Source organism: Serratia sp. AXJ-M (assembly GCF_046531865.1).
Lineage (GTDB): Bacteria > Pseudomonadota > Gammaproteobacteria > Enterobacterales > Enterobacteriaceae > Serratia > Serratia liquefaciens.
The window spans coordinates 4,988,992-5,002,870 of sequence record NZ_CP059394.1 but is presented as its reverse complement, the minus strand read 5'-3'; the positions used below and the strand labels follow the sequence as shown (position 1 = coordinate 5,002,870).

Genomic DNA, 13,879 nt, shown 5'->3' with positions numbered 1-13,879 from the left:
GCGTCCGGTTAAATCAGGGGCGAGCATGCTCGCCCCTTTGCGGCCGCTACCTTTGCAGCAGAGCGATGCTCTGACGGATTTCACGTTCTATATCCGCTGCCGTCCAGCTGTCCAGTTGCGACGAAAACGGCTCGAAGGCGTAAATGCCGGTGTAGCCCAGGCGCTCCAGATCCTGCACCTGCTTTTTGCTCTCCAGCCGATCTTTGTCACTCAGCATGATGCGTTCTTCGTCGCTTAATGCGCTTTTAGCACGCAGATCTTCCACCCCGGAAAGGTGCACCAGCCCAATGCCGTCGATCTGAATTTGCGCATCAAATTCAGGCTGCGTTACGTCGCTTAAATAGTGGTGGAAGGTATCCAGCACGATTTTGTACGGCGCGCCAGAATCCCGGATCAGGGACTGCGTCAGCAGCGATGAGCGCAGTGAGCTGATACCGAACCCCAACGGCTCCACATAGCCCTGTACACCGTATTGCCTGAACAGCGGAGCCAGCAGCTTAAGGGCCGCCAGCGTGTCGGTTTTTTTCTGCTCTTCGCTGCGGTTATCGCCCGTGCTGCAATGCGGGCACAGTACCAGCGCCTTGCTGCGGATTGCCTGAGCTTGTGACAACAGCGCCTCGGCGTTTTTCAGCAACGCGGCTTGATCGTCCAGCAGGTTAAACATGCCGAGCGCGTTAATGGTGACGATTTCGATACCGTATTTTTCTGCCAACGCATTTAATTGATCGTTGCTCAGGTTATCGGTCACCTTGCCGCTCGGCATATCGTTGCGCAGCTCTACTTTGTTGAGCCCGCACTTTTTCACCAGGCTGAAAAACTGTTCCAAATCGAGGTTTGGCGCGATCTTGCGGTTGATGCAAAAACGGTCTGGCGCAATGGTCATGATGCATTACTCCTGAATGAGTTGATAAAGCCTGATATTTGCCGAGCTACAGCGGCGTGCGTTGTATTTCGGGTTGAGGTTGGCGATAGCGTTTTGCCATGACCACGTCCTCCATTTTTTCCAGCGATACCCCTCGCGTTTCAGGAATATAGCGGCCGATAAACCAGTAACTGAACAGGCAGCAGACGGCGAACACCCACATCGGGAAGGCACCGTGGAAGCTTGAGAACAGATAAGGGTTATCGTTGATCATCGGGAAGGTCTGAGACACGACAAAGTTGGCCAGCCACATGCAGCCGACGGCGATGCTCATGCCCTGAGAGCGCATGCGATTGGGGAAGATTTCTGACACCAGGACCCAGGCGCCCACGCCCCACGAGAGCGCATAGAACACCATAAAGAACAGCATGCCAAACAGCGCGAAGTAGCCGGTGGCCTCGGTATAGAGCGCATAGGAGGTGATCAGCAGGCCGGCGATGACGCCCAGCGTACCCCAACGCATCAGCGGGATGCGGCCCATGCGATCCATCAACATGGCACCGATGACGGAACCGACCAGCTGCATCACGCCGATCCAGATGGTTTGGAACAGCGCTTCCTGCGCGTTTACGGTGACGGTTTTCAGCACCACCGGCGCGTAATACATCATTACGTTAACCCCGGTGACCTGCTGCAGCATGGCGATCATGCAGCCAACGAACAGAATGAAGCGTACCCGTTTATCGGCATAGCTGAGTTTTTTCTGGCTGGCTTGTTGATCCTGTTTTATCGAGTCTTTGATTTCCTGCAGCACTTTTTTCGCATGTTCGGCGTTGGACACTTTGGTCAGCATCGCCAGCGCCTGATCGTCCCGGCCGACCATCACGCTCCAGCGTGGCGACTCTGGAATGATAAATACCAAAATGCAAAACAGGATGCAGGGCAGCACGCCGGAGGCGAACATCCAGCGCCAGCCCATCTCCACCAGCCAGGCTTCACTGGCGATGCTGGCGATTTTGAAGTTAACGTAGAAGATCACGATTTGGCCGAACACAATGGCGAATTGCTGCATGCTGAGCGCACGGCCGCGCATGTCTTTGGGTGAGACTTCCGACATGTACATCGGCGAAACGGTCGCGGCGATACCCACCGCCAAACCGCCGATAATGCGGTAAATCACAAACCAGGTGAAAGTTGGCGCCAGTGAAGAACCCACCGCCGAAATGGTGAACAGCACTGCCGCCAGCATCAGGGCCTTCTTACGACCGTATCGCCCGGCCAGTGGCCCGGCGGCAAAGGCACCGACCACGCAGCCGATCACCACGTTGGAAACGGCCCAGCCGGTTTCGGCGGGACTGAGATTAAAATAGGTTTTCAGGGATTCGATCGCGCCGGAGATCACGGCGGTGTCGTAGCCGAACAAAATGCCGCCAAGTGCCGCAATGCCGCATATTCGCAGTATGTACCCGGTATTATGCTTACGCTGAGATGACATGTGTTGCTCCGATTTTTTTCCTGGCTTCCACCCGCGCTGTTGGTTGTAGGGAAGAGGAGGCGGAAGGGGTTGGACCCTGCCTGTCATTAAGGCGGTGATAGTCGAATTAACGCTTCGGTAAACAAGAACATTTATTTCATAATTAGTGAATAATGAAATATTGATTTTTAGATCCAGTTCAAAAAAAACCGCAAATGCCCCACAAGCGTTACCGCGCGATCCTTTAGCGTCTGGCCGGGTCGTCTTTCCCCGTGGGCTGCCTGTTTCTGTATAAAAGTCAGGGCTAATTCCCTGCCGTTGGCGCGTGAACACAGGGACCGCTTTTTTTCCTGCATGTAATGGCCTTGCACGGTGATGTGGCAAAACTGCGACCTTCCGCACTAAAAACAAATTTTCTAAAATAATTTATTTGAAACTTTTTTTTCAATGAAATAGAGTTTGCTTCATCCGGTCAGGATTTAGCCTGCTTGCGGGCAGTCTCCGGCAAGCGGTGTGATGAAAACGCTACGGCCGCAGACGGTCAGGCGACAGCGGACTTAAAAGAGGGTGAGACATGAAAACCGTGGGTAACTTTATTGGCGGGCAGGTGTGCCTGAGCAGCAGCAATCAAACCGTCGACGTGCATAATCCGGCTTCCGGGCAGGTTGAACGCCGCGTGACGCAGAGCACTGCCGCCGAGGTGAAGCAGGCCATTGACGTGGCCCACCAGGCATTTGCCGACTGGTCGCGCACCACACCGCTGCGCCGTGCGCGCATCATGTTCAATTTTAAGGCGCTGCTGGAACAGCATCGCGACGAGCTGGCGGCGCTGATTGTCAGCGAGCATGGCAAGGTGTATTCCGATGCGCTGGGCGAACTGACCCGCGGCATCGAAGTGGTGGAATTTGCCTGCGGCATTCCACATCTGATCAAGGGCGAATATTCTGCGGACGTCGGCAGCGGCGTTGACAGCTTCTCGCTGATGCAGCCGTTGGGCGTGGTCGCGGGTATCACTCCCTTCAACTTCCCGGCGATGGTGCCGATGTGGATGTTCCCTATCGCGCTGGCCTGCGGCAATACCTTTGTGCTCAAGCCCCCGGCGCTGGTGCCTTCGGCCTCGGTTCGCATGGCCGAACTGCTGAAAGAAGCCGGGCTGCCGGACGGCGTATTCAACGTGGTGCATTGCGCAAACGAAGAAGCCGCGCAGCTGTGCACCGATCCCCACATTCAGGCGGTGAGCTTTGTCGGCTCCTCTGCGGTGGCTGAACATATCTATACTACCGCCAGTGCCCACGGCAAGCGGGTGCAGGCCTTCGGCGCGGCGAAAAACCAGGCCATCATCATGCCTGACGCCGATCTGGACGCGACGGTCAATGCCCTGATGGGCGGCGCATTCGGCTCGGCCGGCGAGCGTTGCATGGCGTTGCCGGTGGCGGTGGTCGTCGGCGACGACACGGCCGATAAACTGATTGCCAGACTGAAGCCGCTGATCGCTCAGCTGCGCGTTGGTCCAGGGCTTAAACAGGGTGGCGAAGAAAACGAGATGGGGCCGCTGGTATCCTCGGCGCACCAGAAGAAAGTCCTGGGTTATATCGATCTGGGCGTGGAAGAGGGCGCTACCCTGGTGGCCGATGGCCGCAACTATCAGGTGGCGGGTTACCCGGACGGCTACTACGTTGGCGGTACCCTGTTTGACCACGTTACGCCGGAGATGCGTATCTATCGCGAAGAGATCTTCGGGCCGGTGTTGGGCATTGTCCGCGTGCCGGACTACCAGACCGCCATCGATACGGTGAATAGCCATGAATTTGGTAACGGCAGCGCTATCTTTACCAGTAACGGTCACTATGCGCGCCAGTTCGTGCAGGAAGTGCAGGCCGGCATGGTGGGGGTCAACGTCCCGGTGCCTGTCCCGATGGCGTTCCACAGCTTTGGTGGCTGGAAGCGCTCGGTGTTCGGTGCATTAAACGTTCACGGTACCGACGGCGTGCGTTTCTACACCCGGATGAAAACCGCCACCGCCCGCTGGCCAACCGGGCAGCAAACGGTGTCTGAATACAGTATGCCGACGCTGGGTTAAGGCACTATACCCGTCGTCTTTCAAGCCGCATCTGTGTTGGCTGCGTGTATTTGGCCCAGTCACCCTGTAGGGGGCGAATAAATTCGCCCCGATTAATGCGGGCGCGGCATGCAGCACCCCTACGATGATGCAACGCCAATTATTTGGGGTCTATTCATACTTAATTGGGAGAATTACCATGTCTTCATTGCTCGCCAAATGTCAGCAGCCAAATGCCGAGGGGCGCATCCAGCACGTCACCCCGGAGAATGCCGACTGGCGCTTTGTCGGGTTTGACGTCTATCGTCTCGAAGCCGGTCAGTCGCTGCAGTTGGAAAGCGGCGACAAAGAACTGTGCCTGGTGCTGGTCGCCGGTATCGCTTCTGTCGCTACCCTGCGAGCGGAATACCCGAGCATCGGTAAACGGATGAGCCCGTTTGAGCGCACCCCGCCTTATGCGGTGTATGTGCCGCATCACGATCGAATTGAAGTGCGCGCGGAAAGTGCGTTGGAGTTGGCGGTTTGCAGCGCGCCGGGCCACGGGCACCTGCCATCGCGGCTGATCACTCCGGCAGACGTGGGCGTAGAGCGGCGCGGTAAAGGGCGCAATCAGCGTCTGGTACACAATATCTTGCCGGACAGCGCGCCGGCCGACAGCCTGTTGGTGGTGGAAGTGTACACGGATGAGGGCAATACCAGCTCTTACCCTAGCCACAAACACGATCAGGAAGATTCGCCGGATGAAACCTATCTGGAAGAGACTTACTATCACCGGATCCAGCCTGAACAGGGCTTTTGCATGCAACGGGTCTATACCGACGACAGGTCGCTGGACGAGTGCATGGCGGTCTATAACCGCGACGTGGTCAAGGTGCCGCGCGGCTACCACCCGGTGGCAACGCTGGCCGGTTACGACAACTACTATCTCAACGTGATGGCCGGGCCGGTGCGCCTGTGGAAATTCACCTGGGAAAAAGACCACGCCTGGATTAATAGCGACGGATACCCAGCGGCGAAATAATTCGCATCAGGCCCGGCTAGCCGGGCCTTGTTGATCCTGCCCGTATTACTCTTCTTTGGCGTTATTCAGCGCCAGCGATACCGCCAGGGTTTGCGCCAGACACATAGAGGCGACCTGGGAGCGGAAACCGTCCACCTGCGCTTCGCGCACCACAAAGCACACGTCGCTGAAGGCGGCCAGCGGGCTGACCTGGCTGTCGGTAATGGCAATCTGCTGTGCGCCACGCTTGGCGCCCAACTCCACCAGCTCCAACGCTTCCTGCGCATACGGCGAATAGCTGATGGCGATCACAACGTCATTGGGTTTCACCATGCTGAGTTGCTCGGTAAACATGCCGCCCAAACCGTCGATCAGAAAGGCTCGGCGCTCCAGATGACGCAAGGCATAGGTGAGGTACGAGGCGACGCTGAATGAGCGACGCAGACCGATCACGTAGATATTCTCGGCGTTGTTCAGCAACTCAACCGCGCGATCCAACTGCTCGGGGCTGGTTTGCATCGCCAGCTGTTGCAGGGCCTGAGCATTGACCATGGTGAAAACGTTAAGAATTTCCGCCGGCTTTTCCGGCGCAACGTTATCGTCGGTAGAGGTCTGGCGAAACAGGCGAGCGCGTTCGGTGTAGTTGACCGTTTCTTCCATCAGGTGCTGGCGAAAAACCTGTTTCATTTCGTTGAAACCGCTGAAGCCAAACGCGTTGGCAAAGCGGATCAGGGTCGACGGCGGGACGCTGGCCTGTGCGGCGATGGAGGCGACGGTATCGAAAGCAATGCTGTTACTGTTATCCAAAATGTAACGCGCCACCTGTTTCAAACGCTTGCTCAGCGTTTCATAACGGTGGCGGATCTCGTCCTGTAACAGCGAAAGTTGAGTTGGGTTGTTCATCCATTCGGCTCGCAGTGTGGGCTAAGGCGTATTGGCCTGACGCCTGAATTATTGACAGCTCATTCTAACAGATGGAGCGGAAGTTTCATTTCACCAAAAAGCGATTTATTCGATTGCAAGTTGCGTTACTTCACAGAAAACCGGCAAAAAAATCCCCTTAAAGCGGCGAAAATCGTTTAAGGGGAGGGTTTGTCGATTAAGACGAGTGAGAGGTTGGGCGGTATTGGCGCCAGAAGCCAATCAGCGTCAGGTATTTTTGTTTCACCTGCTCGATTAAGCCGGCGTCATCCAGTTCGCCCTGCAACCAGCGGCGTGAAGGCTGGCCGAAGATGGTGCGGCCGACGGCAAAACCTTTTACCCAACGGGCGTCTGCCGCCGCGGCGAAACCGGCCTTCAGCGTTTCTTCCGGTGAGTCCAGCCCCAGTATCAATACGCCACGGCAGAATGGATCGTTCGCCTCTATCAAAGCCCCCACCCGCTGCCAATTTTCTGCGCTCAGCGGCGGCAATTTCCACCAGTCGGGCTTGATGCCCCGCGTGTAAAAATATTGCAACATCTCCAGATAGTAGCTTTCGGCCTTGTCGGCGTTGCTTTCCGGCAGGATCACCTCCAGCAACAGTTCGTGGCCGGACTTGCAGCAACCGCGATACACGTCGCCAATCAGTTCATCCTGCTCGCGACGCAGCTCGGCGGCGTCATGCGGATGGTAAAACACCAGGCACTTCACCACGTGCTCCTGCGGCCAGTCGATCAGCTGCGAGCCAATATTGCCGTGCTCCAGTCGTAGCGGGCGTGAACTGGGCAGCTCGATCGGTCGGCCAATCCACCAGCCCTGGCCGGTGATGCTGTTCAGCGCCGCCTGCCCATAGGTGGTATCGGCCAGAATGCCGCTGTTGCCCTGCAACCCGGCAACCTCGGCGGCCTGTTGCGCCGCGGTCAGCAGCAGGGTTTTCAGTTTGGGAATGCGTTCCTCGCTGACGTTGGCTTCTCGCGCCATATCCGCCAGCTGTTTGCGGTGGTCGAAAGCGAACACGCACAGCTCCGGCCACTGCTGTTTGCGGGTAGTGACCCGGTGCAGATGGTTAAGCCGCGCATCGCGATCCGGACGTTTCACTTCCTGTTCGCGCTGCAGGTAGTCATCCAGTTCCTGCTTGGTTGGCATCGCCGGCGCACAGCCGTGACGCGAAACCACCAGTGCGCCGCAGGCATTGGCATAGCGGCAAGCCTGATCCCAACCTTCATCGTTCAGGTAACCGCGCAGCAGGCCGGACATAAAGGCATCGCCCGCACCCAGTACGTTCAGTACCTCAACCCTTACGCCGGAGTGCAGTTTGACCTGTTGCCAGCTTGTCGGGATCTCCGCTTCAAATACCGAACAGCCCTGGGCGCCGCGTTTGCAAACCAGCGTGGCCCGGGTCGCCTTGCGCACGTTTTTCAACGCGGTCAGGGTATCGGTGCTGCCGCCAGCAATATGAAACTCTTCTTCGGTGCCGACGATCAGATCAAAGTGATGTAGCACTTCTTGCAGTTCGCGGGTCACTTTTTCTGACTCGACGAAACGGGTTTCACCGTCGCCCAGCGATGTCAGGCCCCACAGCACCGGCCGATAATCGATATCCAACGCGGTGCGCAGACCGTGGCGTCGGGCGTATTCCAGCGCCTTTAACACTGCCGCGCGGGTGTTCGGATGCGACAGGTGGGTGCCAGTAATGGCCAATGCCCGTGACGATGCAATGTAGGCCTCGTCGATATCGTCCGGCGTCAACGCCATATCGGCGCAGTTTTCGCGATAGAAAATCAGCGGGAAGGTTTCCTGATCTTTAATGCCGAGGATCACCAGGCCGGTCAGGCGCTGGGGGTCGGTAATCAGGCTTTGGGTGTCGGCCCCGACGCGCTGCAGTTCTTCGCGCAGGAAACGGCCCATATGTTCGTCGCCGACGCGGGCCAGCATGCCGGACTTCAGACCCTGAATGGCCGTGCCGTAAGCCACATTGCCGGAAGAGCCGCCGAGATATTTTGAGAATGTGCTGGCATCTTCCAGGCGTGCGCCGATTTGCTGTGCATAGAAATCGACGGCGATACGCCCGAGACAAATGACATCAAGCTGTTTTTCTTGTGTAGCCATACCCGTTTCCTTCTGTATTAAGCGAAACCCCGACTGCGAAGCATTTTTGGAGTATGAGGAATAAAAATTTCAATTTCAAGATTGAATGAAATTTACACCCCAAAAATGTGATGCATTTAAAACCCCCGTTGCTACAACGGTAAAGGGCATCGAAACCCCCGCCCGCCCTGAGGTGAAAACGCCGAGGGGCGGCAAGGGTATCCTTGGTGTCACAGGCTGATGGTGCCAAGGGTTGCTGTGAGTTCAGGCGGTGTTGAGCGGACGCCTCAACGGATGAAAGGGTGGCTAAGTCAGTGAATTCTAAAGGCATGGATGAAACGGGGTTTTCATCATTATGGGATCTTTATCGCAAAATGAAATGTTTCTTCTGTAATGTGATTTTATGAAAAATATATTTGTTTATAATCCCAACACGTTTCAGGTTGTCGGCTTAAGCAGGGTACAGCGCTTGCTGACGGCGAGTATCACACAGCTTATCTGGTTCGGCATGCAGCTGGTGCCGGCGCGGGCGAGACTAATCTAAAAGGGTGAGTAAATGGGCAAGATCCGGTTAACCATGGCACAGGCACTCGTCAGGTTCCTCGACAACCAGTACCTGTTGGTCGACGGCGTGGAAACCAAATTCGTCAAAGGCATCTTTGCGATTTTCGGCCACGGCAACGTCCTCGGTCTGGGGCAGGCGCTGGAGCAGGACAGCGGTGAGCTGGTGGTGCATCAGGGGCGTAACGAGCAGGGTATGGCCCACGCAGCGACCGGCTTCGCCAAGCAGAAGCTGCGTCAGCAGATCTATGCCTGCACCTCTTCCGTCGGGCCCGGCGCCGCCAATATGATCACCGCCGCCGCGACCGCCACCGCCAACCGCATTCCTTTATTGCTGCTGCCGGGCGATGTTTACGCCTCGCGCCAGCCGGACCCGGTGCTGCAGCAGATTGAACAGTCTTACGATCTCAGCATCAGCACCAATGACGCTTTCCGTGCGGTGAGCAAGTACTGGGACCGCATAGTGCGTCCTGAACAGCTGATGAGCGCCTGCATCAATGCGATGCGCGTGCTGACCGATCCGGCGGAAACCGGCGCGGTGACGCTGTGCCTGCCGCAGGACGTGCAGGGCGAAGCCTATGACTACCCGGACTATTTCTTCCAAAAGCGTGTGCATCGGCTCGATCGCCGCCCGGCGACCGCCGGCATGCTGGAGGATGCGTTGGCGCTGCTGACCGCTAAACGTCGCCCGCTGCTGGTGTGCGGTGGCGGGGTGAAATACTCGCAGGCCGGCCAGGCACTGCGTGACTTCGCCGAGCGTTTCCACATCCCGTTTGCCGAAACTCAGGCGGGCAAAGGCACGGTGCCTAGCAGCCATGAATTCAACCTGGGGGGCATCGGTGAAACCGGCTGCCTGGCGGCGAATACGCTGGCACGTCAGGCCGATCTGGTGATTGGCGTGGGCACCCGTTATACCGACTTCACCACTTCGTCAAAATGGCTGTTCCAGGATCCGGACGTCGATTTCCTCAATATCAACGTCAGCGCTTTTGACGCCGGCAAGCTCGACGGCGTGCAGGTGTTGGCCGATGCCCGCGAAGCGCTGTCCGCACTGAGCGAACGGCTGGCACAGGCAGATTATCGAGCCGGCTGGGGTAATGCCATTGCCGACGCACGCAGCGCGCAACAGCAGGAAACCGCCCGGGTTTATGCGGTGGAATACACCGGAGAAGGTTTTGTTCCTGAAATTGACGATCACCTCGATCGTGACCGCGTGTTTGCCGAATTTATCGAAAAGACCGACTCCTTGTTAACCCAAAGCCGGGTGCTGGGGGTACTGAACCAGCATCTGCCGCAGGACAGCGTGATCGTCGCCGCCGCGGGCAGCCTGCCGGGTGATTTGCAACGGGTGTGGCACAACCACGGCGAACAGGGTTATCACGTGGAATACGGCTACTCCTGTATGGGCTACGAGGTCAATGCCGCGCTGGGGGTCAAGCTGGCTGAGCCGAACCGCGAGGTGTATGCGATGGTCGGCGACGGCGCCTTTATGATGCTGCATTCCGAACTGGTCACCTCGATTCAGGAAGGCTGCAAAATCAACGTGGTGCTGCTCGACAACATGACCAACGGCTGCATCAATAACCTGCAGATGGAACACGGCATGGACAGCTACACCACCGAGTTCCGCTTCCGCAACCCGCAGGGCGGCAAGCTCGACGGCAATTTGGTGCCGGTCAACTTTGCCATGCTGGCTGCGGCCTACGGTTGCAAAACCTACAGCGTGACCACCGAGCAGCAGCTGATCGAAGCGCTGGCTGATGCCCGTCGGCAAACCGTGTCGACCCTGCTGGACATCAAGGTGCTGCCAAAAACCATGGTGCACAAATATCTCAGCTGGTGGCGCGTGGGCGGTGCCCAGGTTGCCGACAGCGAAAAAATCGTCGCCGTGGCCCGCAAGCTGCAGGAAAACATCGATAAGGCCCGCGACTACTGATCAGGATCCCGTTTGATTACCCAGACCTTGCGTCTGCCGCAACTATTTGAAGAGGATAACGAAAATGACATTGAACATTGGGGTTATTGGCACCGGCGCAATCGGTCGGGATCACATTCGCCGCTGCAGCAAAGTGTTGCAGGGCAGCCGTATCGTGGCGGTCAACGACATCAATCGCGACAGCGCCGCCAAGGTGGTGAGCGACCTGAAGCTGGACGCCAGGGTGTATGACAACGGCCACGATCTGGTCAATGCGGCGGACGTGCAGGCGGTGCTGGTCACTTCCTGGGGCCCGAGTCACGAAGAGTTTGTGTTGGCCGCGATTGCCGCCGGTAAGCCGGTATTCTGTGAAAAGCCGCTGGCGGTCACCGCTCAGGGCTGCAAAAACATCGTCGAGGCCGAAGCGAAACACGGTAAACGTCTGGTGCAGGTGGGCTTTATGCGCCCTTACGATCAGGGTTACCGCGCATTAAAACAGGTGCTGACCAGCGGGCAAATTGGCGAACCGCTGATGCTGCACTGCGCACACCGCAACCCGACCGTCGGCGAAGCTTACACCACGGATATGGCGATCACCGACACCCTGATCCACGAGATTGACGTGCTGCGCTGGCTGCTGGATGACGACTATGTCTCGGTGCAGGTCGTGTTCCCGCGTAAAAGCCCCAAGGCGTTCCCGCACCTGAAAGATCCGCAAATTGTGCTGTTCGAAACCGCCAAAGGCACGCGCATCGACGTCGAAATTTTCGTTAACTGCCAATACGGCTATGACATCCAGTGTGAGGTGGTGGGTGAAACCGGCATTGCCAAGCTGCCAGAGCCGTCTTCGGTGCAGATGCGCAGCGGCGCCCGACTGTCTACCGAAATTCTGACCGACTGGAAAGACCGCTTTATCGATGCTTATGACGTCGAGCTGCAAGGCTTTATCAATGACGTCTTGGCCGGCAAGCTGACCGGGCCTTCCGCCTGGGATGGTTATGCCGCTTCTGTCACTGCCGACGCCTGCGTGGCCGCGCAACTCAGCGGTGAAATTGTGCCGGTGACCTTGCCGCCGCGCCCGGCTTTTTACGGCAACTGATGGGTTGAGCGCCGCACTTACGTTTAAAGAGGAATGACCATGAAGATCGCTTTTGATGTGGATGTCATCAGGGACCTTGGCATCACTAAAATGGTTGAGCAGGTGGCGGACTGGGGCTATCAGTATATTGAGCAGTCGCCACACCCGCAGATCAATCCGTTCTACAAGCATCCGAAAGCCGGGCGCGAAGTGATGGCGGAATACAAAAATGCGCTGAAGGCCACCGGCGTGGAGATTTCCTCGTTTATCGTGGTGTATCGCTGGTCCGGTCCGGGGGAAGATCGCCGCCAGGCGGCGGTCAAAAACTGGCGCCGGATGATTGAAATCGCAGTGGAAATGGGCGTACAGGTGATCAATACCGAGCTGGCGGGTAACCCCAATGAGCCGGAGATCTGTGAAGAGCTGTGGTATCGCTCAATGGAGGAGCTGCTGCCGATTATCGAGCGTGAAGGCATCCGCATGGAAATCCAATCGCACCCGTGGGATTTCTGCGAGCTGAGCAACGAAACCGCCGATATCGTCAAGTCGTTACGCAGCGATCACGTGAAGTATCTCTACAGCGTGCCGCACACCTTCTACTACGACAAAGGTCAGGGCGACGTGGCCGGCATGCTGAAATATGCCGGTGACGATCTCTCGCACGTGTTGATCGCCGACACCATGAACCATACCAAGCACTGCCGCTATATCGTCAACCCGCCGGGTGTAGACGCCGCCGTGCACCAGCATATGGGTATCGGCGAAGGGGAAGTGGATTTCGATGCCCTGTTCCAGACGTTGCGCGATATGGAGTTTGCCAATCGTAATTTTAAGGTGGGCGGCGAATCCATTATCTGCACCTCGCTGTTTGGCTATCCGGAACGAATGAAAACTCAGGCGGTAGCGACCCGAGAGCGCATCGAAAAAGAGCTGTTGGGTAAATAAATTTCTCGGCTGCGTGGGTGTGAAATCACCGGCGTGCTGCTCCTATGATTGAGGCTGAAAATGAATAAAGACAACGTAAAACTGGCCATCGCCCCGATTGGCTGGACCAACGACGACATGCCCGACCTGGGCAAAGAGAACACTTTCCAGCAGTGCGTCAGCGAAATGGCGCTGGCCGGGTTTACCGGCAGTGAAGTGGGCAGCAAGTATCCGCGCGATCCGGCGGTGCTCAAGCCGATGCTGGATATCCGCGGCATTCAAATCTGCAACGCCTGGTTCAGCACCTTCTTTGCCGATGGTCTGAAAGAAAAAACCATTGATGAATTTATTAACCATATGAATTTCCTGCATGCGATGGGCGCCAAGGTGATTGGCTGCTCAGAACAGAGCAAAAGCATTCAGGGCACCACCAAAGGGGTGTTCGAAGAAAAGCCGTATTTCAACGATGAAGAGTGGCAGCGAGTGGCCGATGGCTACAATGAGCTGGCCAAGATTGCTGCCGGTAAGGGCATGCAGGTTTGTCTGCACCACCATATGGGTACCGGCATTCAAACTACCGCCGAGATCGACCGTTACATGAGCATGGTGAACGACGACGTCTACCTGCTGTTTGATACTGGCCATGCTTACTATTCAGAAGGCAGCCAGCAGGCGATGATGGCGATACTGGAAAAATACCTGCCGCGTATTAACCATGTGCATCTGAAAGATGTGCGTGACGACGTGGTGGCCGAGGTAAAGGCCAACAAACTCAGCTTCCTCGACGGCGTGAAGAAAGGCACCTTTACCGTGCCGGGTGATGGGGTGATCGACTTCCGTCCGGTGTTTAAACTGCTGGATGAGCGCGGTTACAAAGGGTGGATGGTGGTGGAGGCCGAGCAGGATCCGGCGCTGGCCAACCCGTTTGAGTATGCGGTGAAGGCGCGCCGTTATATTAAAGAGACCGCCGGCATTTAATTCGCAGGCGATCGGCAAGGG

At 57.0% G+C, this 13,879-nt stretch carries 10 protein-coding genes; 6 read left to right on the top strand and 4 right to left on the bottom strand.

The genetic code is table 11. The features are described 5' to 3' along the window. Nucleotides 1–46: 46 nt before the first annotated feature. Both H0S68_RS23335 and H0S68_RS23330 read right to left on the bottom strand, forming a co-directional pair. A complete protein-coding gene (locus H0S68_RS23335) occupies nt 47–883 on the bottom strand; it encodes a TIM barrel protein (protein WP_410529043.1) in 837 nt (278 codons plus the stop codon). Between the two features lie 46 nt (nt 884–929). Further along, entirely contained in the window at nt 930–2,357 is a 1,428-nt protein-coding gene (locus H0S68_RS23330; RefSeq protein WP_046372444.1) for a sugar porter family MFS transporter, read from the bottom strand. A 553-nt stretch (nt 2,358–2,910) separates the two neighbouring features. On the opposite strand from H0S68_RS23330, the gene H0S68_RS23325 reads away from it, so the two are divergent. Further along, nucleotides 2,911–4,416: a CoA-acylating methylmalonate-semialdehyde dehydrogenase gene (locus H0S68_RS23325; protein ID WP_020837402.1), complete on the top strand. Its 1,506-nt coding sequence runs from the start codon at nt 2,911–2,913 to the stop codon at nt 4,414–4,416. A gap of 178 nt (nt 4,417–4,594) precedes the next feature. Continuing rightward, nucleotides 4,595–5,416 carry a 5-deoxy-glucuronate isomerase gene (gene iolB / locus H0S68_RS23320; RefSeq protein ID WP_020837401.1) on the top strand — a complete coding sequence of 274 codons (822 nt, stop codon included), beginning with the start codon at nt 4,595–4,597 and terminating at the stop codon, nt 5,414–5,416. Nucleotides 5,417–5,461: 45 nt separating this feature from the next. Here iolB and H0S68_RS23315 read toward each other — a convergent pair whose 3' ends face one another. Both H0S68_RS23315 and H0S68_RS23310 read right to left on the bottom strand, forming a co-directional pair. Beyond that, nucleotides 5,462–6,298, bottom strand: a complete 837-nt coding sequence (locus H0S68_RS23315; RefSeq protein WP_020837400.1) for a MurR/RpiR family transcriptional regulator — start codon at nt 6,296–6,298, stop codon at nt 5,462–5,464. A gap of 196 nt (nt 6,299–6,494) precedes the next feature. After that, the gene (locus H0S68_RS23310) at nt 6,495–8,423 is read right to left on the bottom strand and encodes a bifunctional 5-dehydro-2-deoxygluconokinase/5-dehydro-2-deoxyphosphogluconate aldolase (protein ID WP_410529042.1); all 1,929 of its coding nucleotides are present in this window, start codon (nt 8,421–8,423) and stop codon (nt 6,495–6,497) included. A 535-nt stretch (nt 8,424–8,958) separates the two neighbouring features. Here H0S68_RS23310 and iolD point away from each other — a divergent pair. From iolD to iolE, 4 genes are all read left to right on the top strand, one after another. After that, a complete protein-coding gene (iolD, locus tag H0S68_RS23305; RefSeq protein WP_122080409.1) occupies nt 8,959–10,899 on the top strand; it encodes a 3D-(3,5/4)-trihydroxycyclohexane-1,2-dione acylhydrolase (decyclizing) in 1,941 nt (646 codons plus the stop codon). 64 nt (nt 10,900–10,963) lie between these two features. Beyond that, nucleotides 10,964–11,977: a Gfo/Idh/MocA family protein gene (locus H0S68_RS23300; RefSeq protein WP_410529041.1), complete on the top strand. Its 1,014-nt coding sequence runs from the start codon at nt 10,964–10,966 to the stop codon at nt 11,975–11,977. 39 nt (nt 11,978–12,016) lie between these two features. Continuing rightward, complete coding sequence (locus tag H0S68_RS23295) at nt 12,017–12,901, top strand: sugar phosphate isomerase/epimerase family protein (RefSeq protein ID WP_044554812.1); 885 nt, start codon at nt 12,017–12,019, stop codon at nt 12,899–12,901. A gap of 60 nt (nt 12,902–12,961) precedes the next feature. Then, nucleotides 12,962–13,858, top strand: a complete 897-nt coding sequence (gene iolE / locus H0S68_RS23290) for a myo-inosose-2 dehydratase (protein ID WP_410529040.1) — start codon at nt 12,962–12,964, stop codon at nt 13,856–13,858. Nucleotides 13,859–13,879 lie beyond the last annotated feature (21 nt).

What these genes read in the sequence shown, in the direction of transcription:
- H0S68_RS23335 (WP_410529043.1), bottom strand. Translation starts at nt 883, where the DNA reads ATGACCATTGCGCCAGACCGTTTTTGCATCAACCGCAAGATCGCGCCA.
- H0S68_RS23330 (WP_046372444.1), bottom strand. Translation starts at nt 2,357, where the DNA reads ATGTCATCTCAGCGTAAGCATAATACCGGGTACATACTGCGAATATGC.
- H0S68_RS23325 (WP_020837402.1), top strand. Translation starts at nt 2,911, where the DNA reads ATGAAAACCGTGGGTAACTTTATTGGCGGGCAGGTGTGCCTGAGCAGC.
- iolB (WP_020837401.1), top strand. Translation starts at nt 4,595, where the DNA reads ATGTCTTCATTGCTCGCCAAATGTCAGCAGCCAAATGCCGAGGGGCGC.
- H0S68_RS23315 (WP_020837400.1), bottom strand. Translation starts at nt 6,298, where the DNA reads ATGAACAACCCAACTCAACTTTCGCTGTTACAGGACGAGATCCGCCAC.
- H0S68_RS23310 (WP_410529042.1), bottom strand. Translation starts at nt 8,423, where the DNA reads ATGGCTACACAAGAAAAACAGCTTGATGTCATTTGTCTCGGGCGTATC.
- iolD (WP_122080409.1), top strand. Translation starts at nt 8,959, where the DNA reads ATGGGCAAGATCCGGTTAACCATGGCACAGGCACTCGTCAGGTTCCTC.
- H0S68_RS23300 (WP_410529041.1), top strand. Translation starts at nt 10,964, where the DNA reads ATGACATTGAACATTGGGGTTATTGGCACCGGCGCAATCGGTCGGGAT.
- H0S68_RS23295 (WP_044554812.1), top strand. Translation starts at nt 12,017, where the DNA reads ATGAAGATCGCTTTTGATGTGGATGTCATCAGGGACCTTGGCATCACT.
- iolE (WP_410529040.1), top strand. Translation starts at nt 12,962, where the DNA reads ATGAATAAAGACAACGTAAAACTGGCCATCGCCCCGATTGGCTGGACC.